24 protein-coding genes are annotated in these 26,328 nt (G+C 51.9%); 9 read left to right on the top strand and 15 right to left on the bottom strand.

The features are described from left to right. Window positions 1-202: 202 nt before the first annotated feature. Both J0A68_RS17105 and J0A68_RS17100 read right to left on the bottom strand, forming a co-directional pair. Window positions 203-763 (bottom strand): pentapeptide repeat-containing protein, encoded by a 561-nt coding sequence (locus tag J0A68_RS17105; protein WP_206579454.1) that lies wholly within the window; start codon window positions 761-763, stop codon window positions 203-205. A gap of 85 nt (window positions 764-848) precedes the next feature. Further along, window positions 849-1,427: a hypothetical protein gene (locus J0A68_RS17100; protein ID WP_206579453.1), complete on the bottom strand. Its 579-nt coding sequence runs from the start codon at window positions 1,425-1,427 to the stop codon at window positions 849-851. Between the two features lie 203 nt (window positions 1,428-1,630). On the opposite strand from J0A68_RS17100, the gene J0A68_RS17095 reads away from it, so the two are divergent. Continuing rightward, the gene (locus J0A68_RS17095) at window positions 1,631-2,491 is read left to right on the top strand and encodes an ROK family protein (RefSeq protein ID WP_206579452.1); all 861 of its coding nucleotides are present in this window, start codon (window positions 1,631-1,633) and stop codon (window positions 2,489-2,491) included. A gap of 38 nt (window positions 2,492-2,529) precedes the next feature. Here the strand turns inward: J0A68_RS17095 and J0A68_RS17090 are convergent, their stop codons facing one another. Further along, window positions 2,530-3,777, bottom strand: a complete 1,248-nt coding sequence (locus J0A68_RS17090) for an ROK family transcriptional regulator (protein ID WP_206579451.1) — start codon at window positions 3,775-3,777, stop codon at window positions 2,530-2,532. Window positions 3,778-3,980: 203 nt separating this feature from the next. Here J0A68_RS17090 and J0A68_RS17085 point away from each other — a divergent pair, with 203 nt between their 5' ends. After that, window positions 3,981-4,502 (top strand): cupin domain-containing protein, encoded by a 522-nt coding sequence (locus tag J0A68_RS17085; protein WP_206579450.1) that lies wholly within the window; start codon window positions 3,981-3,983, stop codon window positions 4,500-4,502. Between the two features lie 325 nt (window positions 4,503-4,827). On the opposite strand, the gene J0A68_RS17080 is transcribed toward J0A68_RS17085, so the two are convergent. The 5 genes from J0A68_RS17080 to J0A68_RS17060 form a co-directional block, all read right to left on the bottom strand. Continuing rightward, a complete protein-coding gene (locus J0A68_RS17080) occupies window positions 4,828-6,372 on the bottom strand; it encodes a toxin-antitoxin system YwqK family antitoxin (RefSeq protein WP_206579449.1) in 1,545 nt (514 codons plus the stop codon). Between the two features lie 106 nt (window positions 6,373-6,478). Next, the gene (locus J0A68_RS17075; RefSeq protein WP_206579448.1) at window positions 6,479-7,054 is read right to left on the bottom strand and encodes a hypothetical protein; all 576 of its coding nucleotides are present in this window, start codon (window positions 7,052-7,054) and stop codon (window positions 6,479-6,481) included. 2 nt (window positions 7,055-7,056) lie between these two features. Next, the gene (locus J0A68_RS17070; RefSeq protein WP_206579447.1) at window positions 7,057-8,055 is read right to left on the bottom strand and encodes a 3-oxoacyl-ACP synthase III family protein; all 999 of its coding nucleotides are present in this window, start codon (window positions 8,053-8,055) and stop codon (window positions 7,057-7,059) included. 173 nt (window positions 8,056-8,228) lie between these two features. Beyond that, window positions 8,229-8,927 (bottom strand): SOS response-associated peptidase, encoded by a 699-nt coding sequence (locus J0A68_RS17065; protein ID WP_206579446.1) that lies wholly within the window; start codon window positions 8,925-8,927, stop codon window positions 8,229-8,231. A 30-nt stretch (window positions 8,928-8,957) separates the two neighbouring features. Beyond that, the gene (locus J0A68_RS17060) at window positions 8,958-9,917 is read right to left on the bottom strand and encodes a YheT family hydrolase (RefSeq protein WP_206579445.1); all 960 of its coding nucleotides are present in this window, start codon (window positions 9,915-9,917) and stop codon (window positions 8,958-8,960) included. A 110-nt stretch (window positions 9,918-10,027) separates the two neighbouring features. Here J0A68_RS17060 and J0A68_RS17055 point away from each other — a divergent pair, with 110 nt between their 5' ends. The 4 genes from J0A68_RS17055 (at window position 10,028) to J0A68_RS17040 (ending at window position 14,454) form a co-directional block, all read left to right on the top strand. Then, a complete protein-coding gene (locus J0A68_RS17055) occupies window positions 10,028-11,677 on the top strand; it encodes a pyruvate dehydrogenase complex dihydrolipoamide acetyltransferase (protein ID WP_206579444.1) in 1,650 nt (549 codons plus the stop codon). 132 nt (window positions 11,678-11,809) lie between these two features. Next, window positions 11,810-12,352 carry an ATP-dependent protease subunit HslV gene (gene hslV, locus J0A68_RS17050; RefSeq protein ID WP_206579443.1) on the top strand — a complete coding sequence of 181 codons (543 nt, stop codon included), beginning with the start codon at window positions 11,810-11,812 and terminating at the stop codon, window positions 12,350-12,352. A 113-nt stretch (window positions 12,353-12,465) separates the two neighbouring features. Beyond that, window positions 12,466-13,131: a TetR/AcrR family transcriptional regulator gene (locus J0A68_RS17045; protein ID WP_206579442.1), complete on the top strand. Its 666-nt coding sequence runs from the start codon at window positions 12,466-12,468 to the stop codon at window positions 13,129-13,131. 3 nt (window positions 13,132-13,134) lie between these two features. After that, entirely contained in the window at window positions 13,135-14,454 is a 1,320-nt protein-coding gene (locus tag J0A68_RS17040; RefSeq protein WP_206579441.1) for an ABC1 kinase family protein, read from the top strand. Window positions 14,455-14,470: 16 nt separating this feature from the next. On the opposite strand, the gene J0A68_RS17035 is transcribed toward J0A68_RS17040, so the two are convergent. Then, complete coding sequence (locus J0A68_RS17035) at window positions 14,471-15,634, bottom strand: PQQ-dependent sugar dehydrogenase (protein WP_206579440.1); 1,164 nt, start codon at window positions 15,632-15,634, stop codon at window positions 14,471-14,473. Window positions 15,635-15,727: 93 nt separating this feature from the next. On the opposite strand from J0A68_RS17035, the gene J0A68_RS17030 reads away from it, so the two are divergent. Continuing rightward, on the top strand, window positions 15,728-17,653 hold the full coding sequence (locus tag J0A68_RS17030; protein ID WP_206579439.1) for an ABC-F family ATP-binding cassette domain-containing protein: 1,926 nt from the start codon (window positions 15,728-15,730) through the stop codon (window positions 17,651-17,653). Between the two features lie 36 nt (window positions 17,654-17,689). Continuing rightward, on the top strand, window positions 17,690-18,964 hold the full coding sequence (locus J0A68_RS17025; RefSeq protein WP_206579438.1) for a type IX secretion system plug protein: 1,275 nt from the start codon (window positions 17,690-17,692) through the stop codon (window positions 18,962-18,964). A 35-nt stretch (window positions 18,965-18,999) separates the two neighbouring features. Here the strand turns inward: J0A68_RS17025 and cas6 are convergent, their stop codons facing one another. The 5 genes from cas6 to J0A68_RS17000 all read right to left on the bottom strand — a co-directional run bounded on the left by cas6 (window position 19,000) and on the right by J0A68_RS17000 (window position 23,119). Further along, window positions 19,000-19,896: a CRISPR-associated endoribonuclease Cas6 gene (gene cas6 / locus J0A68_RS17020; protein WP_206579437.1), complete on the bottom strand. Its 897-nt coding sequence runs from the start codon at window positions 19,894-19,896 to the stop codon at window positions 19,000-19,002. 93 nt (window positions 19,897-19,989) lie between these two features. Then, the gene (gene ychF / locus J0A68_RS17015; RefSeq protein ID WP_206579436.1) at window positions 19,990-21,087 is read right to left on the bottom strand and encodes a redox-regulated ATPase YchF; all 1,098 of its coding nucleotides are present in this window, start codon (window positions 21,085-21,087) and stop codon (window positions 19,990-19,992) included. Beyond that, the gene (locus tag J0A68_RS17010) at window positions 21,087-22,181 is read right to left on the bottom strand and encodes an AI-2E family transporter (protein ID WP_206579435.1); all 1,095 of its coding nucleotides are present in this window, start codon (window positions 22,179-22,181) and stop codon (window positions 21,087-21,089) included. The genes ychF and J0A68_RS17010 overlap by 1 nt, the downstream gene beginning before the upstream one ends. An 82-nt stretch (window positions 22,182-22,263) precedes the next feature. After that, complete coding sequence (locus tag J0A68_RS17005; protein ID WP_206579434.1) at window positions 22,264-22,593, bottom strand: DUF3276 family protein; 330 nt, start codon at window positions 22,591-22,593, stop codon at window positions 22,264-22,266. Between the two features lie 178 nt (window positions 22,594-22,771). Next, window positions 22,772-23,119 carry a 4Fe-4S binding protein gene (locus tag J0A68_RS17000; RefSeq protein WP_206579433.1) on the bottom strand — a complete coding sequence of 116 codons (348 nt, stop codon included), beginning with the start codon at window positions 23,117-23,119 and terminating at the stop codon, window positions 22,772-22,774. A 119-nt stretch (window positions 23,120-23,238) separates the two neighbouring features. Here J0A68_RS17000 and J0A68_RS16995 point away from each other — a divergent pair, with 119 nt between their 5' ends. Then, window positions 23,239-24,267: an acyl-CoA reductase gene (locus tag J0A68_RS16995; protein WP_206579432.1), complete on the top strand. Its 1,029-nt coding sequence runs from the start codon at window positions 23,239-23,241 to the stop codon at window positions 24,265-24,267. On the opposite strand, the gene J0A68_RS16990 is transcribed toward J0A68_RS16995, so the two are convergent. Then, window positions 24,264-26,039, bottom strand: coding sequence for a sensor histidine kinase (locus J0A68_RS16990; protein ID WP_206579431.1), 1,776 nt, complete (start codon window positions 26,037-26,039; stop codon window positions 24,264-24,266). The genes J0A68_RS16995 and J0A68_RS16990 overlap by 4 nt on opposite strands. Between the last annotated feature and the right edge of the window lie 289 nt (window positions 26,040-26,328).

Raw genomic sequence — 26,328 nt, 5'->3', positions numbered from 1 at the left:
CGCAATCTTGCCAGTTGGCGAATTTGCTTCTTGAATAGGGCTGGAAGACCGATGACCACGCCACGGCGCGCAGGCGAAGACCGAAGTAGGGCAAAGCCCCAACTTTAGCGTTCTTTCGGATTGTCTCGGCTGCCTACAGGCTTAAAAGCTGATAATCATAAAAAGCAAAGGGAAGCCGGGTCGATAGATCCGGCTTTCTCTTTTAATCTATTTTGATCCCCCACTTTCCCAGTAGTCCCGGCAGGCCCTCCAGATCAAATCTGGCTCCTTTGATCTTGTTGGTCTCTGGGTCGATGCGGTAGTGGAGCGCTTCGCGAAAGTCAGCTTTCTCCAGCTGGCTGCGGTCGAACACAGTCCCGCTGAGGTCTGAGCCCACAAAGCTCGCCCCGCCGAGGTCCGCCTGCGAAAAATCTACCTCCAAAAGCCTGCAGGCTTTGAAAACCGATTTTTTGAGCTTGAGGTTGAAGAAATTGCAGTAGTCCAGCTGGCATCCATCGAAGTGGAACTCCAGCAAAAATGGATTGGCGGAGTTGAAATGCACGCCGAGGATTTTGCAGTGCTCAAAACGGACCATCTGAAGCGATACCCCGGATACTTTGGCGTTGCTCAGGTCACAATTTTTGAAGGTGCAGTTTTCGAAGCTGGAGCCATGGAGGTTCAGGTTGGAAAGGTTGCATCCGGTGAAGGTACAGGAGTCATATTCGCCGGGCTGAAAATCTGAAGCTTGGAGGTTTTGGAAAGTCTGGTCGCTGAAGAAGGGCATTTTGGAAGGCTTGGAGATTCATCTCATGAACTTGCCCAAAGCTACCTCCGAAAGCCGAGGGATGCAATCCGCACCACTTCCAAAGCTAGTCCAGCGTGAAATTGCTGACATGAGCCTTGAAATCCGATATTTCTTTTTTCGCTGTGTCCCATCTCTTCCAGGCAAAAAACAATCCCCCGCCTCCAAGGGCGACGAATATCAGTCCCGATCCCCCGAGAATGCCAGAGAGTAGCAAGATGGCGCCAATGGCCAGAAGGATGATCTGAATCCAGCCTTTGATGAAGAGCTTGTTGAGCTCCTTGTCGGCGTAGAAGGTCTGCTCGGTGCTGTGGTTTTTGACCGCGATGTAAGAGCCCGAACTTTTTCCGGAGGGAATACCCCAGAATACGGTGAGCAAATTTCCCTTTCTCGCAGCGAGGTTGAAGTCCTGAAGCTGAAACGCCCGTTCTTTTCCCGTGATGGCATTGGAAAGGAATAGCTGGTCGTGGACGATGGTGCGCGATGAGATCGATACGGGCGCAGTGCCGCCGGTTCCCCGGTAAGTGGCGCCGCCTCCTCCGCCTCCGTAGACTTGGGTTTCCATGTTTTTGCCCGATTCCTCTACCGAACCGGAGAATTCATAGAGCTCGAATGGGCTTTGATGACTGGGGCTAAAGGTTTTCATGGGAGTAAGGTTTTGAATGAAAATATAACCGATGTCTTCGATTGATCAGAACGGCGTTTAGCCTCTGCCGAGCTTGGTTGATTGGATGGTAGGCTTGCCTGATTTTCTGCGGTTTAGACAAATCACTTCAGTACTGAATGGCTTTTGCCTTTTGTTTTGGCTTTTTTCTCCACAAATTCAGCCTCGAAGACAAGCAAATCGAAATGCAACTACTTGGAATGGATATAGGAGGCTCCCATGCTTCCGTTGCCCGGATTCTCTGGGATGGTACCGATGCCGAAATTTCCAAGCCCTGTGAGGCCGATGTGGATACATTTCAGTCCGCCGGGGAGATCGTCAAGGCTTGGGCCGACCTAGTCAGGCAGGCCGCGGGATCAGAGGGAGATATTCGGCTTGGAATCGCCATGCCGGGCCCTTTTGACTATCCGAATGGGGTTTCTCTGATGATAGATCAGGGGAAAATGAAGGCGCTCTATGGACTTTCGGTGAAAGACCTACTGGCTGAAAGTCTGGGGATTGATCCCGCCCATATTTCCTTTACCAATGACGCAGAAGCCTTTTTGTTGGGGGAAAGCTTGGCCGGTGCGGGGCGTGGATTTAAAAACTCGGTTGGTCTTACGCTCGGCACGGGGCTAGGCTCCGCGTTTAAAGTCGGTGAGAAGGTGTGGGATGCCAAGCTATGGACGGCTCCCTTTCGGGACGGGATCGCGGAAGACTATCTCGGGACGGACTGGATCAGGAGATACACAGCTGAGAGGTTTGGAGCGAGAGTCACGGGCATGAAAGAGCTTCTTTCCGGAGGCTTTGGCCGGGAGGTGGAAGAAGGGGTTCTTTCCGAGTTTGGGAAATCACTGGGCGAGTTTCTTTACCCCTATTTGGCAGAAATGCAGCTTACGGGCCTGGTCTTGGGAGGGAAAATCTCGCTTGCATCCGAACGGTTTCTGCCCTACACCCGTGCCTATTTGGATGGGAGGGGGCAAGCCCTGGATGTGCGTGTGGGAGAGTTGGGAGAAAGGGCAGCCATGCTCGGAGCCTGCCTGCCCTTTATCTCTAGTGTCAAGTAGCTGAAAACCAATTATAAAAAATTGAAGATCGGCTGCTTTTATCCGAGTCGATTGATCACATCGTCAAAGAGTTTTTCATTGACCACGGCCACGCCGCCGAGCAGGCCTACGTCCTTGCCGAGCTGGTAGAGCGCCAGCTGTGATTTTTCGCGGGACTTCGCCATGCTGTAGATATTGAGTGCTTGCTGGATAGGGGTGATCAGGTATTGGTTGGCTTCCGCCACCGACCCACCGATGATGATCAGGTCGGGGTTGAGCAGCTGGATGAGGATGGAGATGCCACGACCCAAGTCCAGGCCTGCTTCCGATAGGATGGTGATGGCACGCTGGTCGCCGGCGAGGGCGGCTTCTACCACCAGTCCTGGCTCCAGCTCTCCTTGGTGATCTCTCACCATCCGGGCAAGGATGCTGTCCTTGTCCAGCTTGATGGCGTCCTCGGCCATGCGTACGATAGCGGTACCCGAGGAGACCGATTCCAGGCAGCCTTTCTTGCCGCAGGTACAGGTGACGTCCCTGGACTCGAAGATGGGAGAGTGGGAAAACTCCCCGGCAAAGCCTGAGGCTCCGTGGTAGATTTTTCCGTCGATGATCACGCCCAGACCAATTCCCCAGCCTATGAAGATGCCCAGTACGTTTTTGTGGTTGTGCACCGATCCGAACTTGAATTCGGCCAAAGTCATCGCGCGGGCGTCGTTTTCCAGGAAGATTTTTTTCTGGAATCGGGCCTCCAGGTTTTCCAGCAGCGTCTTTTTCCCAAATCTAAGGTAGGTATAGTTGACTCCTCCGATGGAGTCTACCAGACCTGGCATGGAAAATCCGATCGCGATGACCTTTTCGGCAGGGATCTTGGTCTTCTCCAGATAGCTCTCGATCAAGTCGCACAGCTGGTCAAAAGTCTCCTTCTCATTGTTGAGGATGATCTTGTGGTCCTCTTTCTCATAGGCAAGCTCATGCGTGCAGGAATAGAGCGCCAGGTGCATGTTAAACTTGGAAAGGTCCACGGACAGCACATAAAATGCGTTTTCTGCCAAGCGATAGAGGTCTGGTTTCCTGCCTCCTTGGGACTCTGCTCGGCCTTGCTTGATCACTTCGCCCGAGTTCATCAGGTCTGCGAGCAGGGCATTGACGGTAGGGAGGGAGATCCCCACTTCGCTGCAGATCTCGCTGGCTGTATTCGCTCCTTTGAGATAAAGGTTTTTGATGATTTTGATTTTATTCAGGTAGCTCTTTATTTCTACCACCCCTTCCATTTTGGAGATGAGCTCTTGTGGGTTTATTAGGTTCATAGCGTTTTGGAATGCCTGAATTAAGGGAAATTTTAGATTTCAAAAAAGACTTCCTGAAAAAAATTAGGTAACATCGAGAGATTAGTAGAAGGAAACCCAAATTATTCCAGATCGGCTCGGTGTTTTTCGAAAAGATTGGAAAATTTCTTTGCCGGATTTTCGGGGATTTGTTCTTTTCTTATGTTTACCAAAATTTTTACCATATGAACAATCTTGAAATTGCCGCTCAGCTGAGCAAAGCCGAAGTTTTTGAAAAAGTGGAAGCGTTTCTTGCCGCAAAAGGGTTTAAAATCGCCTCAAAAGACATGAACCGGCCTTGGGGCGGTTTTTTTGTGCTTGACGAATCCCAAATCCTAAAGTTTAAAACCGAGTTTTTCGACGAGGTGCCTCTGTCTGAGGAGCAGCTGAAGCAGAAGTTGAGCCCCAAGTTTTTGCTGGTGGCGCCGGACGCACGGCTTTCCTGGCAATATCATTTCAGACGGGCGGAACTATGGAAGCTGATCGCCGGGGAATCCGCCATCGCCAGAAGCCATACGGACGAGCAGGGGCCGGTGGAGGCCATGAATATTGGGGAAGTCGTGTCCTTGGACAAAGGGGAGCGGCATAGACTCATCGGTACAGGAAACTGGGGAGTGGTGGCCGAGATCTGGATGCATTCTGATCCTGCCAATCCATCCAACGAAGACGATATCGTCAGACTGCAAGACGACTACGCCAGAAAATAAAATAAGCTCGGGGGATCACCCCGAGCTCTAAAAATTTAAGTTTTAGTCCGTAGCTCAATCACCCTTAAAATAAACTACTCAAGTCTAAAAAACTACTGCGGACAAGCCGAAAGAAGTATACGAAGCTAATTATAAAAATTTGAAATCCAATTAATTGGGTTTAAAAATGCTCGGTATGCCTGTAAAAATGTTTTTTTTGCTTTCGTAGCTGTTTTTCTCGAGGCCCTTTTTTGACTTGCGTGGTCGAACTGGCCAAAACGGATTCTATCACGCTGGTTTGGCTGACAGACGTAGCGAACTGTCAGGTTTTTGCTTTTCTCCTGAACTATTGGGCTTCCACAATCTCGTCTTTCTTGAAGTTGACCAGGTCTTCCAGCCTTCCTGCCGAATTGTAGTATCTCCAAGCTCCTTCTTTCAAGCCGTCTATCATTGCTCCTTCCGACGCCTTGCGGCCGTTTTCATGGTAAAAAATCCACAGTCCGTCGGCCTTGCCAGACTTGAAGGTGCCCTCAGATTCCTTTTGTCCCGAGACGTAGTAGGTGATACGCGTGCCGTCGCCGTCTTTTAGCGTGCCTTTGTCCAGCTTGGTCGATCCGTCATAGCTGAAGTAGTCGCCGACGTTTCTTAGGCTTCCGTTGTCCCAAAATTCCTCCTGGGTGAGTTGCTTGTTGTCATAGAAAAGCCCCCAAATCCCATCTTCCAGACCTAGCTTGTAGGTGCCGACCGATTTGAGCTGGCCCCCATCGTAGTAGTAAAACCACTGGCCTTCTTCCATGCCCAATTGGTAGTGGCCCTCTGCGATCAGGATTCCGATTTTGTTGAAATACTTCCAAAGGCCGGTTTTCAGGTCGTTTTTGTACGCTCCGATGGAGTAAACTTTCCCGTCGGGGAAGAAGCTCTTCCATACACCGCTTTTGGCTCCGCCTTCGTACTCTCCCTGCACGGAAATATTGCCTGTGCTGTGATACTCGATGTAGATGCCCACAGGCACGCCGAGTTCGTAGGTTTTGCGTTTTGACAAGCTCTTGTCCGGAAAATATTCCTCCCAAACCCCTACGGCGATGTCATTTTCGTATTTTTCTACTCTGGCAGTTCTGCCATTTTGGTAGTAATATTTCCATTCTCCGGTCCGGTTTCCGTCTTTGTCGAAAAACTCTTCCGCTTCCAGTACTTTGGTTTCGGGGAAATAGCGCCTCCAGTCTCCGACCTTTTTTCCGTTTCTGTAGTTGCCGGTTTCGAGTAGGATGGAGAAAAGGTATCGTTTGAAGCTTCCTTCCAATTGGCCCCCGGTATAGGTAGCTTCCACCGTGACGTTGCCGTCGGGGTCGTATTCGAGGTAAGGCCCCTCGCGAAGTCCCTTGGAATAGAACTCCCTCGCGGCCAACTCTCCAAACTCATAGTAGCTCACCCATTGGCCGGATCGAAGCCCGTTTTCGTATTGTCCCTCGACTTGGACTTGGCTGGCGTCGATGTACGAGGGGTTTCCGGCTTTGCCAAAATACTCGGTGTATTTGCCTACCAAAACGCTGTCCTGGAAGATCATCTGCTTTTTCAGCGCTCCCTCGGAATCAAAGTACTGGGCGGGACCGAACAATTTTCCGTTGCGGTACTCGGTGATTTCCCTCCGTTTTCCGTCTGGGTAGAAATTCGTCCATGTGCCTTCCTTTTTTCCAGCCACAAAGCTTCCCTCCGCGATCTGCGTGTTGGTCTTGGGATTGTAGAATTTCCACAGTCCCTCCCGCAGGCCCCCGTCTATCACTCCTGTAGCCATGAAGGTCGAGTCGGCGTTGAATTGCCGAATCAAACGGGGCTCTTGGGAATAGACTGAAAAATATAAAAAGGTAAAAACTGCCAGAAGCAAATTTCTCATGGTGGGTAGATTTGGGTGTGGTCCGGGTAGAACCTAAGACTAACGATCGAAAGAAGGGATTCGACATACTTTTTACGTGCGAATCACTTTCCTGTTTAAAATTACGCTAATTCCTGCTTTGTTCGCCCGGAAGCCTCAGGATACCAAGGATTTTTTTTACCTCTACACGGAGAGTGGATGCATTGGTTTGGGGATTGGCGTCGATGGGGAGGGCTTTGATCCAAAGGTGAAAGCCGGTGTCGTTTTTCCGGATGGCAGCGGCATCTCGGGTCTGGTTGCCATTCAGGATCAGGTCGGGATAGTCCCATTTGTTTTCGCTCAGTCCGAAGGAAAAACCTTCCTCCAGCAGGGGCTGTACCGGATTTTTTCTCTCCTTGCCCAGCAGTAGCGTGAGGTAGAATCCCCGCCCAAACCAGTTGAGTAGGCGGATATTGACCCCGTCCAGCGAGTCGAAGTCCCGGATCAGGTCAAGCACTTGGTAGGGGAGTCCGAGTAGATCGTTGCCTTTGGATACCTTGGATCCCCGGGGCCGTTGGGATAGGTCTTGGAATTCCCGTGCCGGAAAGGCGTTGGCCACCTCCTCCAGAATGCTGATAAATTGGTTTTTGAGAAAGTTTTGGCGGCGGATCAGGTCCCGGTTTAGCCAGAGATCCAGATCCAAGGGCTGTTGCAGATCCTCCATTTTTACCATCTTAAAAGGACTGAGGCCCAGGCAAAGCCGGATCCAAATGCCGCCAAACACACCAGGTCGCCCTCTTTGAGCCTTCCCTGCTCCCAGGCCTGCGAGAGCGCAATGGGGATGGTGCCGGCGGTAGTGTTGCCGAGATACATGATGTTGTTGAACACTTTTTCGTCTGGGAGCTCCAGCTTTTGCTGGACATACTGGCTGATCCGGAGGTTGGCCTGGTGGGGGATGAGGAGGTCGATGTCTTCTTTGGTCACGCCGTTGTGGTCCAGTGCCTCGTTGATCACTTCCATGAATCGGACGATGGCGTGCTTGAAGACCGTGTTGCCGTTCATCTTTAGGAAAAAGTCCCCGCGGTCGATCATCTCCTGTGAGATGCGGACGCTTCCGCTGGAGCTAGGGGCAATGCAATACAGCTCCTCTGCGTAGGAGCCTTCCGAATGGAGGTGGGAGCTGAGAATGCCCGGCTGGCTCGGTTTTGCCGTCCCCAAGACTACAGCCCCGGCGCCATCGGCAAAGATCACTGCGCTGGAACGTCCTTCGTCGCTTTTGTCCAAGGCCGAAGACTGGATTTCGGCGCCCACCACGAGGATCTTTGTGTACATCCCTGTTTTGATAAACTGGTCTGCCACCGAGAGGGCGTAGAGAAACCCGGAACAGGCATTTTTGACGTCAAGCGCACCTATGCTCGTCATTCCCAGTTCCCGCTGCAGCAGGACGCCATTTCCCGGGAGAAAATAATCCGAGGTGATCGTGGCAAAAACGATGAAGTCGATCTCCGAGGCCGACACACCGGCACGCTCCATGGCCATGCGGCAGGCTTTGGCCGACATGTTGGTGACCGTGTCCACGCCGGGGGTAAACCACCTTCTTTCATGGATTCCGGTCCTTTCCACGATCCACTCGTTGTTGGTGTTCATCATTTGGGAAAGCTCCTCATTGGTCACGATCCGCTCGGGGACATAGTGGCCAGCGCCGAGTATCCGGGATTTGTTCATTGGTACTAGGGTCTATTTTTGGGGAAATACATGAATTCGCCAATATCGCTACTAGCAGGCATACGCACAAAACCTTTGTGAACAGGAGTGGCAGCTCTTTCTTTTGGCTTTTTCTCTGAAGAAGGGCAGCAAGCCGCCGCTTGGTCTTTTTCAAGAAAGAAGCCGTGTGGGGACTAGCCGAAGAGCGTGTAGTTGCCAAACTGGTCCATGGGGGAGATCTTGCGGATGATCCCGGGGGAGTCGTTTTGGACCGAATTGACCAGGGAGGATACCGAGTAGCTGAGCATCAGTTCGGTGGGATAGGGCTTGAGCGAGGCCAGCAGGTCGGTTTCCGAGCTGTATTTGTCCAGCCATTTTTTTTCCTGCTCCCGGCTTAGGATCACCGGCATGCTGTCGTGGACTTCTCCCGCGACCTCGTTGGGTGTGGTGGTGAGGATCAGAAACGTATGCTGCGTATCGCCCGATACGGTCTCGTACTCCTCCCAAATGCCAGCAAAGGAAAACAGCTCTTCCTCCCGCAAAGTAAAGCGGTAAGGGATGCGGGTTTTTTTTCCGAGTTTTTTCCACTCAAAATAGCCGTCTGCGGGAATGATGCAGCGCCGTCTCTGAAAAGCGCCTTTGGTCGAGATTTTTTCGTGCACGGATTCCGCCTTGGCGTTGATCAGTTTTTGGGCGACGGGCTTGTTGTGGCCAAAGTCAGGTGTGACTCCCCAATAGAAAAAGGAAAAGCCCCTCGGGCTGTCCGAAGTGATCACCGGCACCAGCTGCGTGGGAGCAATGTTGAACCTGGGTTTGAAGTCCACCAGCATTTCTGCCTGAAACCGTTCCTCCAGTTCTGCTTTACTTTTGCTCAGGGAATATCTTCCACACATGGTCAGGGAGTTAAATTATTCGAGCGGAAGTTAAAGATCACAGGTTATAAATTCAACTGCCCTGCGCTCAGAGTAATAGCTTTTTTCCGGATACGGCCCCGTAAAACCTACATGTCCGCCGTGTTTTGGGAATTCGAAATGAACCTGGTCGAGGCTCTTGGCAAGATCGGCCGGAAAGCAGGTGTCACTGAGGAAGGGGTCGTTTTGCGCATTGAGCACCAGCGTGGGCACTTCGATTCGGTCCAAAAACTGGAGGGAGGAATTGACCTCGTAGTATTCGGCAGCGTCGGAAAAGCCATGCAAGGGGCCCGTATAGACATCGTCAAACTCGCGCAGGGTTTTGATTTTGCGGAGCGGCTTTGTCGACAGTTCTTTGGGGAAAAGCCGCGACTTCAGAAGCACTTTCTCCTTCAGCGTGTTCAGAAAGCGCTTCGAATAGATGGTGTTTTCCCGAGTCGAGATTTTTTCGCAGGACTTGGCCAGGTCAAGGGGCACCGAGATGGCGACGCCCTTTTTGATCCGCGGGTTGGTGGATTGTTGCTCGCCCAGGTACTTGAGCGTGAGGTTGCCACCGAGGCTGAAGCCGACCAGGCAGAGCTCGGGATATCCGGCTTGCGCATGGGAGACGACGGTATGGAGGTCATAGGTCGCGCCGCTGTGGTAAAAGATCGCCTTGCGGTTCATCTCCTCGCTGCATCCACGAAAGTTCCAGGTGAGGACGTCGAAGCCTTTTTGGACAAACTCCCTCGCCATGCCCAGCATATAGGGCCGGCTGCTGTTGCCCTCCAGGCCATGGCTGATGATGGCCAGGCGGGGATTGCCCGACCTAAACCAGTCCAAGTCCAGGAAGTCCCCGTCGGGAGTTTCTATCCGCTCACGCACAGGTTTTTGGATTTCTACTTTTCGGAAAAGCGCGGGATAAATGGTTTCTAAGTGTCCGCTAAAGAGCCAATTAGGTCTCTTGTAGGGGCTTTCAGAAGTCAATGGCATGATGAAAAACGGCCTAAAACGACATGGAAAATACAGGATATAAATTTGAATAAAGCGTTTTTAAAAACTATTTTTGGACACTTTAAAAACGAACAAGCTCGAAATTACCTATGGCCGAAATAATCAGAATGCCAAAAATGAGTGACACCATGGAGGAGGGTGTGATCGCTGCGTGGTTGAAAAAGGTAGGGGATACCGTGAAACCAGGCGACATCTTGGCCGAAGTGGAGACTGACAAAGCAACCATGGAGTTGGAGTCCTACGAAGAGGGTGTCCTTTTATATATTGGAGTTCAGGAGAAAGATTCAGTACCTGTCAATGGCGTCATCGCCGTCATCGGCGAAAAGGGCGAAGCATACGAGCACCTGCTCAACGGATCATCCGGCTCCGCCGAAGCCAAAAAAGAAGAATCCAAGCCGGAAGCCAAGGCCGAAGAGCCAGCCAGCGCTGAGAAAGCCGAAGTTCCCGCAGAGAAAATAGATACCTCCAACATCAACGCGACGGTGATCACCATGCCAAAAATGAGTGATACCATGCAGGAGGGTACCATCGCCACATGGCTCAAGAAAGTAGGCGATAGCGTCAAGTCCGGCGAGATCATTGCCGAAGTGGAGACCGACAAGGCTACCATGGAACTGGAATCCTACGAGGACGGCGTATTGCTGTACATTGGCGTAGAAGCTGGCGACAGCGTGCCGGTGGACGGTGTGATCGCCGTGATCGGGGAAAAAGGCGCTGACTACCAGACGTTGCTGAAAGCACAGCAGGCCGGTAGCAAAGCATCCGCCCCGGCGGAAGCCAAGCCTGAGCCAGTGGCCGAAGACAAATCCGAGGCACCAGCTGCCAAGGCTGCGCCAGCCCCGGCCGCTTCAAGTGCTCCGGCCCCTGCCGCGAGTGGCGAAAGAGTGAAAGCTTCTCCTTTGGCCAAGAAGATGGCGGAGGAAAAAGGATTCGACATCCGTCAGGTCAATGGATCAGGCGAAGGAGGAAGAATCGTGAAGCGCGATATCGAAACCTTCGTGCCAGCGGCAGCAGCCGCTCCGGTCGCCGCCGCAAGCGCCGCTCCTGCCTTGGGTCAGGAGAGCTTCCGTGAGGAGAAAGTCTCCCAAATGAGAAAAGTGATCGCCAAGCGTTTGGCCGAAAGCAAGTTTGGAGCGCCTCACTTCTACCTGACCATGGAGATCAACATGGACAAGGCCATCGAAGCGCGAAAGAGCATGAACGAGATTTCCCCTGTGAAAATCTCCTTCAACGATATGGTGATCAAAGCTACTGCGGCAGCTTTGCGCCAGCATCCCAAAGTAAACTCCAGCTGGCTGGGTGACAAGATCCGCTACAACGACCACGTACACATCGGCATGGCGGTAGCTGTGGAGGAGGGCCTTTTGGTTCCCGTGATCCGCTTTGCAGACAGCCTGTCCCTGTCCCAGATCTCCAACCAAGCCAAGACCTTGGGTGGAAAAGCCAAAAACAAAGAACTACAGCCGAAAGATTGGGAGGGAAATACCTTCACCATCTCCAACTTGGGCATGTTTGGAATCGACGAGTTCACTGCCATCATCAACCCGCCGGATGCCTGTATCCTTGCAGTAGGAGGGATCAAGGAGACGGTGATCGTGAAAGAAGGCCAAATGAAGATCGGCAACATCATGAAGGTGACGCTCTCCTGCGACCACCGCGTGGTGGACGGAGCCGTGGGTTCTGCTTTCCTTTTGACGCTGAAAGGCCTGCTCGAAGATCCGGTCAGGATTTTAGTCTAAGAAAAAATCAACTGCCAAAAAGTCCTGTTTCGACAGGACTTTTTGCTTTAGAATGGTTATTGGTAAAAGGTTTCGGGGACTGTAAACTCCAATAACCAATAACCCACTAACTCTTTATCCAACTTTTGCCACATGGAAAAAATCAAATCAACCACCGTCGTCGCCATTCGGCACAACGGTGAAGTAGTCATAGGAGCCGACGGACAGGCCACGCTTGGAAACACAGTAGCCAAAAGTTCGGTGAAGAAAATACGCGTATTGCAGGGCGGGAAGATCGTCACCGGCTTTGCCGGATCCACGGCCGATGCGTTTACGCTTTTGGAGAAGTTTGAGGAGAAGCTGGGCGCTTTTGGCAACAACATGAAGCGGGCGGCTGTAGAGCTGGCCAAAGAATGGCGCACCGACCGCATGCTGAGCAAGCTGGAGGCGATGATGATCGTGGCCGACCGCGAGGATATCCTGATCATCTCCGGCAATGGAGACGTGATCGAGCCGGATATGGAGATCGCCACCATCGGGTCAGGAAGTATGTTTGCCCAGTCAGCTGCGCGCGCGATGAAGAAGTTTGCTCCCCAGCTCTCCGCCGAGGAAATGGTGCGGGAAAGCCTCCATATCGCTGCAGACGTCTGCATCTATACCAACCACAACCTGGTGGTGGAGAAGGTGAAAGACTAAAGTAATCTCGCATGCTCACGGAGCGAAGCCGGAAAATATTTCCGGCTTTTTTGCTTCCATATCAAAACCATCTCAAACAGGATGGGTTAAATCCATAGAGCCAACAAAGAACTATGGAAACTGCCCCTGCGAAAAAGACAACCAAAAAAGACCAGCGAAAGCTGATCTTGGAAGGATTCAAAAACCACGTGTTGGAGCACGGTACCGAGCCTGCCTCCATCTTCAAATTTGCGCAAAGCCTCAAGCTCAAAGAGGCTGATTTCTACACCTACTTCACCTCCTTCAAGTCGATCAAGTCCGCCATTTGGACGGCGATCTTTGAGGACACGCTTGCGGACTTGCACAGTCAGGAGGTTTTCGCCGGATACTCTGCGAGGGAGAAATTTCTCGGGTTTCTTTTTACCTGGATAGAAGAGCTGAAAAAAAGCCGCTCTTACCTGCTTGTGCTGTACGGGGACAAGGGGCGGGCTTTCCGGGAGCTTCCCACTGATACGAAGGAGTTCAAAAAGGCCTTTTTGGAATTCAGCGAGGAGATTTTGGCGGAGGGCAAAGAGAGCGAGGAAATCGCCAGCCGGCCCTATGTCACAGAGAAATATGGAGAAGCGCTTTGGCTTCAGGTGATGTTCGTCTTTGGATTCTGGGTGGATGACAAGAGCCCTAGGTTTGAAAAGACGGATGCGGCAGTGGAGAAGTCGGTCAACCTCGCCTTTGATTTGATGGGCAAGAGCGCGCTGGATACTTTTTTGGACTTCGCGAAGTTTCTCTACCAAAACAAATAAGCGATGGCTGACGGAGTAAAAGAGCAGGAGTCCATTCCTGTGTCAAAGGTGCAGCGTGCTGCCAAGTTCATCTCTACGGGAGCGAAAGTAGGAGGGAACTACGTGAAGCACTATGCCAAGAAGATGGTCAATCCCTCACTGGACAAGGAGGAGCTTCACCAAAGCAACGCCCAAGACATCTATTCCTCACTGAGCGAGCTGAAAGGCTCCGCGCTGAAAGTCGCCCAGATGATGTCCATGGACAAGAACCTGCTGCCGAGGGCTTATCAGGACAAGTTTACCATGGCGCAATACTCCGCGCCTCCGCTGTCCTATCCTCTAGTCGTGAAGACGTTTCAGCGATTTTTCGCCAAGACTCCGGAGCAGCTTTTTGACACCTTCTCCAGAGCTGCCGTGAATGCCGCCTCCATAGGTCAGGTGCATCAGGCTACCTTGGAAGGGAAATACCTGGCGGTAAAAATCCAATATCCCGGTGTGGCTGACTCCGTCAGCTCAGACCTGAAGCTGGTGCGCCCCTTTGCGCTGCGACTGCTCAATATGAACGAAAAGGAGCTTGACCACTACATGGAAGAGGTAGAGGAGCGGCTGCTGGAGGAGACGGACTACCTGCTGGAAGTACGGCGGTCTAGGGAAATTTCCAAAGCCTGTGCTTCCATTCCCAACCTGGTCTTTCCAAAGTACTACAGCGAGTTTAGCTCGGAGCGGATCATTACCATGGACTGGATTTTTGGAAAACACATCAAAGAATGGATGGAGACCAAGCCCAGTCAGGGGTTGAGGAACCAAGTTGGGCAGGCCCTGTGGGACTTTTACCATTTCCAAGTCCACGAGCTCAAGCAGGTCCATGCCGATCCACATCCGGGAAATTTCATCATCCAAGAAGACGGCCGATTGGGTATCATCGATTTTGGCTGTGTGAAGGTCATTCCGGAGGATTTTTACCAAGGCTACTTTGCCTTGATCAAAAAGGAGCTGGGAATGGACGAGGAGGAATTGGATCGGGTGTTTTATGCACTGGACTTTATCTCTGACAAAGACTCTCCAGCTGAGAAAAGCTATTTCAAGCAGGTCTTTAGGGAAATGATTTCGCTCCTTGGCAAGCCCTTCCATGTAGATACCTTTGATTTCTCGGACGATTCGTATTTCGAGCAGATCTTCCAGCTGGGCGACAGGATTTCCAACGACAAGATGTTTAAGAAATCACGGCAGGCCCGAGGTTCACGCCATGGCCTCTACATCAACAGAACCTACTTTGGACTTTACAATCTGCTGAATCAATTGCAGGCGGAAGTCACGACTACCAAACCGGACTGGCTTAAGTAACCATTTTCCTTTGACTTCAATTGGAGTAGGTCACGCGATAGATGCAGCCGGCCATGTCGTCGGAGATCAAAAGGCTTCCGTCCGGAAGTTCGAGCACATCCACAGGGCGACCCCAGACTTCTTGGCTGGCATCGTCTAGCCAGCCCGTGATGAATGTTTGCTGCCCAGTGACCTTTCCGGATGCATCCATTGCTACCCATTCTACCTCATAGCCCGCCTTTTTGCTTCGGTTCCAGCTGCCGTGTTTGGCAATGATCGCACTGTGGTGGTATGGCTCGGGAAACATGCTGCCCCGATAAAACCTCATTCCCAAGGGCGCGTTGTGTGGCCCCATCTTCACCGATGGAGCTATGTAGGCAGAGGCTGGCTTTCCCTTGTCGCCAAAGTCAGGGTCTTTGACTGTGCCTGCATGCCAGTAGGGATAGCCAAAATGTTGTCCCGCCGCGGTCGCATGGTTGAGCTCGCAGTCCGGGATGTCGTCTCCCATGAGGTCACGTCCGTTGTCGGTAAACCATAGCTCTTTTGTCACAGGGTGCCAATCAAAGCCGACGGAGTTTCGCACTCCATGGGCGTAGATTTCCGGTTTGGAACCCGGCTTGGAAATGTCCAGCCGGGTGATGCTGGCAAAGAACGGGTTTTCGCTTTCGCAGATGTTGCAGGGAGCACCCACCGGCACATAGAGTAGGCCGTCCGGGCCAAAGGCGATGAATTTCCAGCCATGATGTCTCTCGCTGGGATAGCCGTCAAAAACCACCTCATAGCTAGGCTGGGCAAGTGTGTTTTGGATATCGGCGAATTTCAGGATTCGGCTGACTTCGGCGACATACAGGTCTCCGTCTTTGTAGGCGACGCCGTTGGGCATGTCCAAGCCAGTCGCCAAGGTGTATCTAACATCCGCCTTTCCGTCCTTGTCTTCATCGACCAACCCATAGACATTTTTCCCCTGGCGAGTGCCGACAAAGACCGTCCCATTGTCTGAAAGGGCCATGGATCGGGCATTGGGTACTTCGGCCGCCCACACTTCGATTTTGAAGCCGGGCTGGAGCTCGAGCCGGTCGAGCTTGACCTTGGCTGTGGCAGATCGGATGTCTTTTTTGCCGCTGGCGTTTTGCTGGCAATGTGCGTTCAGGCACAGCATTCCGAGGCATAGACACCAAAATATTGCTTTGGATGGGTTCATTGCATTCTGATTTTTGTCCTAAATAAGCTACTACAAATAAGAATGTTTTCCGAGCGGCGACGGTATAAACGGGGCATTGGTTATTTTTGCGCCATGTTATCGATTTCCAACCTTTCCTATTTCATCGGCGGACGTCCGCTGTACGAAAACGCCAACCTCCACATCAAGCCCAAGGACAAAATCGGTCTCGTCGGCCAAAACGGAACGGGCAAGTCCACCCTGCTGAAAATCATCAACGGGGACTACCAGGCGACGACGGGGGAGGTGCAGAAAGCGAAGGACTGCACGATAGGGTTTTTGAACCAAGACCTGCTTTCTTACCAGTCTGACGAAAGCATTTTGAATGTGGCCCTGGCCGCTTTCAAGGAGACTTTGGCGCTGCAAGATGAAATCGACAAGGTGCTCAAGCAGATGGAGACGGATTATTCCGAGGAAGTCATCAATCGCCTCGCACACCTGCAGGAGCGCTTCGAAGCCAACGAGGGCTATACCATCAAGTCCAAGGCCGAAGAGGTGTTGGAGGGGATAGGTTTTAAATCCTCGGATTTGGAAAAGCCGCTGCGAACCTTTTCCGGAGGCTGGAGGATGCGCGTGATGCTGGCCAAGCTACTGTTGGAAAAGCCCTCCCTGCTCATGCTCGATGAGCCTACCAACCACTTGGATCTTCCCTCGATCCAATGGGTGGAAAATTACATGAAAAACTACGAGGGGGCGGTCATTGTCGTCTCCCACGACCAGACTTTCCTGGACAACTGCATCAGCAGTACGGTGGAGGTCGCCAACCACAGCCTGACGCTTTACCCTGGTAACTACTCTTTCTACAAGGAAGAGAAAAAGCTGCGCATGGAGCTGCAGCAGAACGCCTATGAAAACCAGCAGCAGATGATCAAGCAGACGGAAAAGTTCATCGAGCGATTCCGTGCGAAGGCCACCAAATCCAACCAAGTTCAGTCCCGGATCAAGGCGCTGGATAGGATGGAGCGGGTGCACGAAGTGGTCAACGACGAGGTTTCCGTCAATTTCAAGTTTAAGTTTTCCAAACCTTCCGGCCGGGATGTGGTGGTCCTGGATCACATTTCTAAAGCCTATGGGGACAACGTCATCCTGAAAAACACCTCGGCCAGAATCGAGCGGGGGGACAAAATCGCTCTGATCGGCGCCAATGGAAAAGGTAAGTCGACCTTGCTGCGGATCATCGATGGGTCCGAAAAGGGAGTCGTTGGCAGAACGGAAGGCTATAATGTCGTCAAGGCCTTCTTTGCCCAGCACCAGCTGGAAGCCTTGACGCTGGACAACGAAATCCTCCAGGAGCTTGCCCAGGCGGGCAGCGCCAAGTCCGAAATGGAGCTGCGAGGCGTTTTGGGTTGCTTTCTTTTTTCCAATGAGGAAGTCTTCAAGAAAATCAAAGTGCTCTCTGGGGGTGAAAAATCCCGTGTCGCGCTGGCGAAAACCCTAATTTCTGAGGCGAACTTCCTCCTGCTCGACGAACCGACCAACCACCTGGATTTCCAGTCGGTGAACATCCTGATCCAGGCGCTGCAGCAGTACGAGGGGACTTTTGTCACCGTATCCCACGACCGTCATTTTATCAAGGGAGTAGCCAACAAGATCTGGTATATCGAAGACCACGAGATCAAAGAGTATCCGGGGACTTATGAGGAATATGAGTTTTGGCGAAGCCAGCAGGTGGAAGTGAAGCCTGCGCCAGCGGCCGAGAAGGTGGAGAAAAAAGTCCAGCCGCCCGTGCAGCGCAACAGCTCCGAGGCCCAGCAGGCCAAGCGGGATCTGAAAAAGCTCGAAGAGCAGCTGCAAAAGGTGGAAAAGGAAATCGAATCCCTGGATTTGCTCAAGTCTGAAACCGAGGAAAAGATGGCCGACCCCGCGCTCTATGAGGACGAGGCCAAGGCCCAGAAGATCCAGGAAGGCTATCAGCGCATCCAAGCCAGCCTGGCCGAAGCCAACGGGAAATGGGAAGAGCTGGTCGACCGCATCTCTTCGCTCCAGGAATTGGCCGGCTAATTGGAGGGATTGGGCTGAATTCTTTATTTTGACCCCATGTCTAAAAAGCCCTTATTCTGTTTTTTTCTACTGACCTTGGTCCACGCGGGCAATCTCTTTGCCCAAGCGCTGGAGGACAAGGTCTATTCCGAGCATATCCACTCCGTCAGGTTGTTTCCACTCGGCGTGCAGCAGGACAGCCAGCTGGATGCGCCAGTGGTCGCGATCAGCGACTCCAGACCTTTGGTGTTGCTCTTTGACGACATCGCCTACGATCCGGAGCAGTATTCCGCCAAGCTCATCCACTGCGATGCCGATTGGCAGAAGTCAGCCCTTCGAGACAACGACTTTTCCCTGTCCTTCAACGAATACAATATCCAGGAATACAGCTACTCGGTCAACACGCGGATTCCCTACATCCACTATTCTTTTGCAGTGCCTCGAGTCACCAAGTCGGGCAACTACGTGCTGAAAGTCTATCGCAACCGCGATGAAAAGGACGTGGTCTTGACCCGTAGATTCATGGTTTACGAGGAGTTGTTCGTGGTTGGCGCTTCCGTGGTGCCTCCGACGGAGACGGAGGATAGGAGGGCCCTTCAGCAGATCAACGTCTTGGTCAACTATTCAAAGGTTGACCTGACGGATCCCACGACGCAGGTCAAAGTGCTGATCCGTCAAAACCAGCGCTGGGACAATGCGAAGTTTTTGGCGAAGCCGACATTTCTAAACCAAAACTCCAAAACCATACGCTACGAGCCCTTCGACGGGTCGAGCACCTTCCGCGCAGGCAACGAGTTTCGGTTTGTCGATCTGCGGTTTATCCGCGCCACTGGGGTCAACATCGCCGAGGTGCAAGTGGAGGAGACGGTGATCTTTGCCAATGCCCTGGCAGAAAAGCCTCGATCGGGTGGCGTGTACTCCCAGTACCTCGATCTGAATGGACAATACATGGTGTACACCAATGATCGCCCCGGTGGCAACCCCGAAGTGGAGAGTGAGTACATGTACACGACTTTCTATCTGGAGGCGGATCCGGGCAGGGATATCCGGATGCTCGGGGCTTTGACCTCCTGGGGAAACAGTCCGGAAGCCAAAATGAACTACGATCCCAAGACCGGCCACTACAGTACGTCCCTGTTGTTGAAGCAGGGTTGGTACGACTACCAGTATGCTTTTATGACGTCGGAGGGATACGATTCCGACCCGATTGAGGGGAGCTTTTTCGAAACGGAAAACGAATACGAGGTGATGGTGTACTACCGAGCGCTTGGATCGCGATACGACCAATTGGTCGGCTACGTCTACCTTCATCCCAACCGAAGAAGGCTATAAAAGAAAAAACCTCCCATTGGGAGGTTTTTTTATGATTAAAGCTCTTCAGGAGAATCGCCTTCGCTGCTCGCTTCGTCCGAAGTAGGGGCGACGTTTTGTCTCACCCGCTCGGTTGGCTTATAAGGCACAAAGCCTTCGCGCTTGAACTTGTACGTCGTGGTGCGGTTGCCAGAAGGATGGTTGGCCAAGTCTAGCATACCGAAGCCCTTGTGGGTGAAAGCGCCCAGGCCACATTTGAAGACGAAGTCCTGTACTTCCGGTGCGGCGTAGAGCGTGAAGGGAAGAGTGTAGCCCCTTACTTCATACTTGACGTCCATGTCGTACACGGCGTAGATTCTGGCGAATTTCTTCTGCTGTTCTTTCAGTTTGTTGACATACACCATGTCGGGTACCACCTGGAACTTGAAGAATGACTCCATCTGCTCTGGGGTGTACCAGCCGGACTTTTCCATCCGGGTAAGGGTGGATTCATAGAGCAGGTCGGAAAATTCATCGCTGTCTGGATTGATGAATCGCTTGCCCGCTTCTTCGTTAAACGCCGGGGTAATCAGTACCAGGGGAGAGATGCAGACAAACTTGTTGTTGGTCTCCAAGGTCGGCTCAGTCTCCAGCTCGGTGTACTCGGGGGAAAGGATCAGGTTGCCCAGTTCGATCTTTGGGGTGGCAAAGACCTGCTCGAGCAGGTAGTCCATGAAGTCCTCGCTTTGGGAAGAGAGGACCAAGGTCACCAGGCTTGAATAGTAGTGCAAGCCACTTCTACTTACTTTCGTCTGGCCTTTCAATCCAGAAAAATTGAAATAGTTGTAGTTGAAGAATTCTTCTCTACCTCCCTTGACAATCAGTCCTTTCAGGAATTGCGCCAGGATATACTGGTGGTGAAAAGGCAAATAGGAGCCTTTGTTTTTAAGTGAAAATATCAGTCTAACTCTCACGGTGATTTAAAAATAAAATGAGACAAATGGTGAATTAAAATACTTATGGGTGGATAAGCAGGTGTCAAAAGTACAAATAAATTTCAAAAAAAGTCAAACGTTAAACCTAAAATGCATGATGTCACCATCATGGACTACATATTCTTTACCTTCAATTGCAATTTTCCCATTTTCACGGCAGCCCGCTTCTGTCTTGAATTGTACGTAGTCCGCGAGCTTGATTACCTCTGCTTTGATGAAGCCCCGTTCGAAATCGGTGTGGATGACTCCGGCCGCTTGGGGTGCTTTCCAGCCTCGCTTGATCGTCCAGGCACGCACTTCCTGCACACCTGCTGTAAAATAGGTGATTAAATCGAGTAATGTATAGGCTCCTGAGATCAATCTGTTGAGTCCGCTTTCCTCAAGACCGTATTCGGACAGGAACATGGCCTCTTCCTCCGGGTCGTCAAACTCCGCGATCTGGGACTCCAGCGCGGCGCATAGTAGGATCACTTCGGCGTTTTCCTCTTTCACCTTCTCCTTTAGCTGCTCCACGTACTTGTTGCCGCTGAGGATGCTCCCCTCGTCCACGTTGGCTACGTAGAGGACAGGCTTGATGGTGAGCAGATGCAGGTCTCGCACGGCTTCCAGCTCTTCTTTCTCCACTTCGATGGCGCGGGCATTGAGACCGGAGGTCAGTCCCTGCTTGAATCGGTTGAGGATTTCCAGTTCGGCTTTGGCTTTGGCATCCCCGGATTTGGCGATCTTTTCGATTCGCTGGATCTTTTTGTCGATGGACTCCAGGTCCTTGAGCTGGAGCTCGGTGTCGATCACTTCCTTGTCAAAAACAGGGTCTACTCCGCCCGCCACGTGCACGATGTTGTCGTCTTCAAAGCAGCGGATCACGTGGATGATGGCATTTACCTCCCGGATGTTCGCCAAGAACTTGTTGCCCAGGCCTTCTCCCTTGGATGCTCCCTTCACCAGTCCGGCGATGTCCACAAACTCGATGATCGTGGGCACGACACGCTGTGGATTGACCAAACCCTCCAGTACCTGCAGTCTCTTGTCAGGTACTGACACGACGCCCACATTAGGCTCGATGGTACAAAAAGGAAAGTTTGCCGCTTCTGCTTTGGCGCTGGACAGCGCGTTAAACAAGGTGGACTTGCCCACATTGGGAAGCCCAACAATGCCACATTGTAGTGCCATTAATTCGTTGCTTTAATTTTAAATATCCTGTAGGCCTTGTACCCTTCGTAAAATTCCATGATGGAAACCCGGAAGATGGTATACACCGGAATCGCAAAGATCATCCCCACGATGCCGGCAATTTTTGCCCCGGCAAAGATAATAACAAATATCTCAAGGGGATGTGCCTTGACGGATTTGGAGAAAATCATTGGCTGGAGTATCAGATTGTCAGTGAGTTGTACCACTGCGAAAACGGACAAAATCTTCACCAGGAAATAGGTATACTCCGCATCGGTGGCAAAAGTGCCGGTGGATATGCCTACGACGATCCCAAAAGCCGCTCCCAGCAGCGGTCCCGCGTAGGGGATCAGGTTGGCTACAGCGGCAAACAGCGAGATCGTCAGAGCATAGTCCACGCCGGCGATCGTGAGCCCGAGGCTGGCGATGGAAAAGATGAGCAGCATCTGGATCAGCAGTCCAAAGAGGTAGTTGGACAGGAGTTTTTCCACTTTGGTAAAGGTGGCCACGGAGAGCTCAAAATACGCGTTTGGGATCAGGTTGAGCAGGTTTCTGCGCAGCAGGCCATTTTCCAGCAAGAGGAAAAACGTGATGAATCCCACGGCCATAACGCCGATCAGCAGGCTGCTGGTCACGTTGACCAAGCCACTGATAAAGCCGCCGAAATCGAAGGTCTTGATGAAGGCGACCACGGAGCTTTTCAGCTCTTCAAAGAGCGAGCCCGGCTTGTTTTCCAAGAGCTGGTATCTCAGGAGTACCCGCTCGATCCGCTCGATGGGCTCCTGCACTTGGAGGTAGAGTCCTTCCAGGTCCATTTCGGAGAGGATGATCAGCTGGTTGTTGATCAGAGGCAGGAAAAGCAGGCTCAGCAGGAAAAGCAGCAGGACGATGGACGCATAGGATATGATGATGGCCATCCATCTGGGGATGTGCTGCTTGACCAGGTGAAAGTCGTTCAGCCGGTTGGTCATCGGGCGCAGCAGGGCGGCTATGATCAGGGACACGATCAGGTAGAGCGTGATGTTGGAAAAATACCACGCAAAGAGCAGGAAGCAACCGATGAATAGTACCAGGTAAATGAAAAACCGCTGCATAGGACAAAAGAAAAGGAGGCATGGGCCTCCTCAAATATACTTTATTCGCTCTGGGATAAGCAACCGCCCACCCGTGGGGTTTTTACTCCCATCTTAGCTCATTGTTGATCTCGTCTTCGGAGTCTTCGTTTTCAAACTGCTCAAAATCATAGTCCGGCATCAGGTCGGTTTTCACGTGCTCTACTGCTTCGTTGAGCGCGTTTGCAAACTTGAAGAAGTCTTCTTTGTAGAGGAATATCTTGTGTTTTTCGTAGCTGAAGCTGTCGCCGTTAGTCCTTCTTTTGCTCTCCGTGATGGTGATGTAGTAGTCGTTGGCCCGAGTGGACTTGATGTCAAAAAAATAGGTTCGTTTTCCTGCCTTTACTTTTTTGGAGAAGATTTCCTCTCTGTCGTATCCTCGATGATCGTCCACAGTGCTTTCCGGATTAGGGTTTTGTTCTATTTAACTGGTGCCTAAGATAAAACAAAAGGCCTGTAGAAATCAAAATGAACGGTTGTTTTTTTACCAACTCGCTAACAAATTCGAACAAAGACTTTGAAATCGGCAATAAAATTGGGGCTATAAATGAAAAAAGTAGCTTTCGCTACTCTTATTCTCCGTGCATAAATGCCTTTTTGGCAAGCAGTTCTTCTTCGGTTTCGGGATGATCCGGATCGTCCACGCAGCAATCTACCGGACATACCGCAGCGCACTGTGGCTCCTCGTGAAAGCCGTTGCACTCGGTGCACTTGGCGGTCACGATGTAGTAGAATTCATCGGATACCGGTTCTTGCTTTTCGCTTGCGGAGACTACGGTACCGTCTTCGAGAGTTACTTCTTTTAGGCTGGTTCCTCCGCCCCAAGTCCACTCGACACCACCTTCGTAGATTGCCGTATTTGGACATTCAGGTTCGCATGCACCGCAGTTGATGCATTCGTCTGTAATCATTATAGCCATGGTTCCATCTATTTTGAAGCCCAAAAGTACAATCTCATCAGCTCCAAGGCAATAAAAAGTTGTCATACTAATTAATTTAATTTTATTCTAAGCTGGGCCTCATTTGGTACCTTTGCCGCATGAGCCAAGGACTTTCACCCGCCAGGAGAATCCAGGTATTTGCGGAGCTGGGTACGCTGATCAAGAATCTGGATGTAGAAGAAAAGGAGCATCTCTTCCGCCGCGCCCACAACCAAAACAGCTGGTTTACCCCCGTCTCCATGGAGGCGGCCCTTGCCGGTCTGTCCGTAATGCTGAGCGAAGAAAACCTCTCCAAGTGGCTGGAATCTTACGACCTGCGGGAGCAGGCTTTTCCCAAAAAAGTCGGGATTCTTATGGCCGGCAACATCCCGGGGGTGGGTTTTCACGACTTGATGTGTGTGCTGCTTTCGGGACACATTGCCGTAGTCAAGCTGAGCAGCTCTGACTCGGTGGTTTCCAAGTGGCTCATCAGCCAGCTGATCCTTTTGGAGCCTTTGCTGGAAGACTTTGTCCAGATACAGGAAATGCTCAAGGGCATGGACGCCTACATCGCCACGGGAAGCGACAATTCCGCCCGATACTTCCACTACTATTTCGGGAAATACCCGAGCATCATCCGAGCTAACCGCACCTCGGTGGCGGTGCTGTCGGGGGAGGAAAGCGATGCCGAGCTTGAGGCATTGGGAAAGGACGTTTTTCTTTACTTCGGCCTCGGCTGTAGAAACGTCTCCAAGGTTTATGTCAAAAGCGAGGATCAGCTGCAGCGCGTGCTGGCAGTCCTGGAGAAGTTTGACTGGGTGGCCCAAAACCACAAGTACCTCAACAACTACGAGTACAACAAGTCCATCTACTTGGTCAACGGTGACCCTCACCTGGACAACGGTTTTTTGATCATGAAGCAAAGTCAGGAGCTGGTGTCTCCCATTGCCGTACTTTTCTATGAAGTCTATGACGACCTGGCCGCTCTGCGGCAGCAGCTGATCGCCGCGGAGGCGAAGATCCAATGCGTGGTGTCGCGCCCGGAAATGATCGCGGACGCAGTCGCCTTTGGACAGGCGCAGAGTCCAATGCCCTGGGACTACGCGGATCGGGTGGACACGATGGGATTTTTGCTGGATTTGGCTTAGGCTACCGGGACCGGAGCTTTGGCTCTGGGGACGGTGACACAAAACTTCGTCCCTTCGCCAAGCTTGGAGTCTATCGTGAGCGTGCCGCCATTTTTGACAATGTATTCCCTTACCAGAAGCAGGCCCAGGCCGGTGCCGCTTTCGTTGGATTGACCTCGGGTAGAAAAGGAGATGCCGGCGTTGAGCTTCTGGAGATTTTCCTCGGATATCCCCATGCCGTAGTCCTTGACGCACAGTTTTAGCGTCTTGTCCTCCTGCTCGCAGGAAATCAGCACTTTTGATCCCGGCTTGGAAAACTTGATGGCGTTGGATACCAGGTTTCTGATGATCAGCTCAAACATGTTTTTGTCCACGCTTGCCCAAATGTCCTCAAATCCCCTCAGTTCCAGCAGGATGGATTTTTCCCTCGCAATGCGTTCCAGCAGGTTTTTCTGGCTGCGGATGAGTTTGCCGAGGTCCAGCGTTTCTCTTTGTATATATTCCCCACGAAGCTGGGAGCTGGTCCAGGCGAGCAGGTTTTCCAGCAGGATGGCCACATGCTCCATGTTTTTGGATATCTCCGGAAGCATCTCCAAAAACTCCTCCTCGGTGACGATGCCGTTTTGGGTGAGGTGGATGAGCTCTTTCACTCCAAAAACCGGTCCTTTCAGGTCATGGGAGATGATGCTGAAAAACTTGTCTTTCAGGTCGTTGAGTTGCTGGAGTTCAGAGGCCTGCTTTTTGAGCTGCTCGTTGGTTTTGATCTGCTCCGTGATGTTTTCGAAGAGCATCAAGCCGCCGGAGACGATCGCGCCGCTGTCGGAGAGGGGCACGGATTCGACTTTGACGTCCCAGAAGCAGTCTTTTTTGCTCATTCGGGTTTGGAGTACCCGATGGCTGGGCTGGCCCAGGAGCTGGAGGATTTCTGGGTGGGAATGAAAGATCTGCTCAGCCGGCACGCCTATTTTCAGGTCGAGGGGATCGTTCCAAAACTTCCTGGCGGCGGAGTTGAAATCCACGATCTTGTGACGATGGTCAAAGATGATGGCGCCATGGGTCATGACCTCCAGGATTTTTTCCCTAGCCACCGGTTTCAGATTGAACAGGTTAAACCGCAGGATGGCGATGGAAATCAGCAGGTAGGTGAACAAAAACGCGTAAGGGGTGATGTCCAGCCCGTCAAAGGGCTTGAACCAAGCGGCCTGGTAGAGCAGGTTGAAAACAAAGGGGAATAGGCCTCCCATGATCAGCAGCTGCGTCTGTCGCTGGAAGTGCAGGTTGGCGTACTTGAAGCGCTTCCAGAGTGTGAAGGTCCCCAGAAAGTAGAAGACGTAGGAGTATGCGACCAGCACTGGGTACCAGATGCCTTTTTCTATTCCGAGGATGGGGAAAGGCCCGCTGGTGATCAGCCAGGTGCTTCGATAGTGCAGGTGGTGCCAGGAGTTGGTGAGTACCAGGATGTAGGTGACGATGGGGAGGAAGAAGAGGCTGGGATATACCCAGGGCTTGTCGCTGCTGTCGTAGCCCGTGTATTTGAGGGAAAACACCACCCAACAGGAGGGGGCCATCACCAGGCCGGCATATTGCAGCTTGCTCCAGACCAGCATGTCGTCAACTGTCTGCGCGGTGAGTTCTATACCATAGAAAAAGCCCCAGACCGAGCTCGCCAGCATCGTAAACACAATCCACCTTACCGAGTCCTCCAGCTTGAAGCCTATGTACACCGACAATCCGCCCACCAGCAAGCTTGAGATGATCAATGTCAACGCATAGGGATTGAGGATGAATTCCATAGGAACTACAGTCGTACTTTTTGGGTGGAGGGTGGTAGGGGGTGTTGGACGGTCAATAATAAACTATATTGATCAAACTAGAAAAAACATGGTCGAATTCGAACGAAATTATTTGTGAACTCGGGTCTCGTCAGTGCTATTTTTCGGTTTGGAAATTCGCAAAGCAGGGAGCTATTTCGATTTGGCCGCGAGGTACAGCCGAGCTTCTTTTGGGTAACTTGTCGTCTCCCAGCAAGGGGAGGCGTTTCTGCAGGCGAGGGATTTTCGGACTTCCTGAAGCTGCGGAAAG

The sequence above is a fragment of the Algoriphagus oliviformis genome, assembly GCF_017254915.1.
Taxonomy (GTDB): Bacteria; Bacteroidota; Bacteroidia; order Cytophagales; family Cyclobacteriaceae; genus Algoriphagus; species Algoriphagus oliviformis.
Note: the sequence above shows the minus strand (reverse complement) of the source record. Positions and strands in the feature narration are given on the sequence as shown.

Bases quoted from the DNA above. Each gene is read 5' to 3' on its own strand.
- J0A68_RS17065 (WP_206579446.1), bottom strand. From the start codon at position 8,927: ATGTGTGGAAGATATTCCCTGAGCAAAAGTAAAGCAGAACTGGAGGAA.
- ychF (WP_206579436.1), bottom strand. From the start codon at position 21,087: ATGGCACTACAATGTGGCATTGTTGGGCTTCCCAATGTGGGCAAGTCC.
- J0A68_RS17035 (WP_206579440.1), bottom strand. From the start codon at position 15,634: ATGAACCCATCCAAAGCAATATTTTGGTGTCTATGCCTCGGAATGCTG.
- J0A68_RS17090 (WP_206579451.1), bottom strand. From the start codon at position 3,777: ATGAACCTAATAAACCCACAAGAGCTCATCTCCAAAATGGAAGGGGTG.
- J0A68_RS17105 (WP_206579454.1), bottom strand. From the start codon at position 763: ATGCCCTTCTTCAGCGACCAGACTTTCCAAAACCTCCAAGCTTCAGAT.
- J0A68_RS17075 (WP_206579448.1), bottom strand. From the start codon at position 7,054: ATGGAGGATCTGCAACAGCCCTTGGATCTGGATCTCTGGCTAAACCGG.
- J0A68_RS17010 (WP_206579435.1), bottom strand. From the start codon at position 22,181: ATGCAGCGGTTTTTCATTTACCTGGTACTATTCATCGGTTGCTTCCTG.
- J0A68_RS17000 (WP_206579433.1), bottom strand. From the start codon at position 23,119: ATGGCTATAATGATTACAGACGAATGCATCAACTGCGGTGCATGCGAA.
- J0A68_RS17060 (WP_206579445.1), bottom strand. From the start codon at position 9,917: ATGCCATTGACTTCTGAAAGCCCCTACAAGAGACCTAATTGGCTCTTT.
- J0A68_RS17055 (WP_206579444.1), top strand. From the start codon at position 10,028: ATGGCCGAAATAATCAGAATGCCAAAAATGAGTGACACCATGGAGGAG.
- J0A68_RS17045 (WP_206579442.1), top strand. From the start codon at position 12,466: ATGGAAACTGCCCCTGCGAAAAAGACAACCAAAAAAGACCAGCGAAAG.
- J0A68_RS17040 (WP_206579441.1), top strand. From the start codon at position 13,135: ATGGCTGACGGAGTAAAAGAGCAGGAGTCCATTCCTGTGTCAAAGGTG.
- J0A68_RS17080 (WP_206579449.1), bottom strand. From the start codon at position 6,372: ATGAGAAATTTGCTTCTGGCAGTTTTTACCTTTTTATATTTTTCAGTC.
- J0A68_RS17085 (WP_206579450.1), top strand. From the start codon at position 3,981: ATGAACAATCTTGAAATTGCCGCTCAGCTGAGCAAAGCCGAAGTTTTT.
- J0A68_RS17070 (WP_206579447.1), bottom strand. From the start codon at position 8,055: ATGAACAAATCCCGGATACTCGGCGCTGGCCACTATGTCCCCGAGCGG.
- J0A68_RS16995 (WP_206579432.1), top strand. From the start codon at position 23,239: ATGAGCCAAGGACTTTCACCCGCCAGGAGAATCCAGGTATTTGCGGAG.
- J0A68_RS17030 (WP_206579439.1), top strand. From the start codon at position 15,728: ATGTTATCGATTTCCAACCTTTCCTATTTCATCGGCGGACGTCCGCTG.
- J0A68_RS16990 (WP_206579431.1), bottom strand. From the start codon at position 26,039: ATGGAATTCATCCTCAATCCCTATGCGTTGACATTGATCATCTCAAGC.
- J0A68_RS17095 (WP_206579452.1), top strand. From the start codon at position 1,631: ATGCAACTACTTGGAATGGATATAGGAGGCTCCCATGCTTCCGTTGCC.
- J0A68_RS17025 (WP_206579438.1), top strand. From the start codon at position 17,690: ATGTCTAAAAAGCCCTTATTCTGTTTTTTTCTACTGACCTTGGTCCAC.
- hslV (WP_206579443.1), top strand. From the start codon at position 11,810: ATGGAAAAAATCAAATCAACCACCGTCGTCGCCATTCGGCACAACGGT.
- J0A68_RS17100 (WP_206579453.1), bottom strand. From the start codon at position 1,427: ATGAAAACCTTTAGCCCCAGTCATCAAAGCCCATTCGAGCTCTATGAA.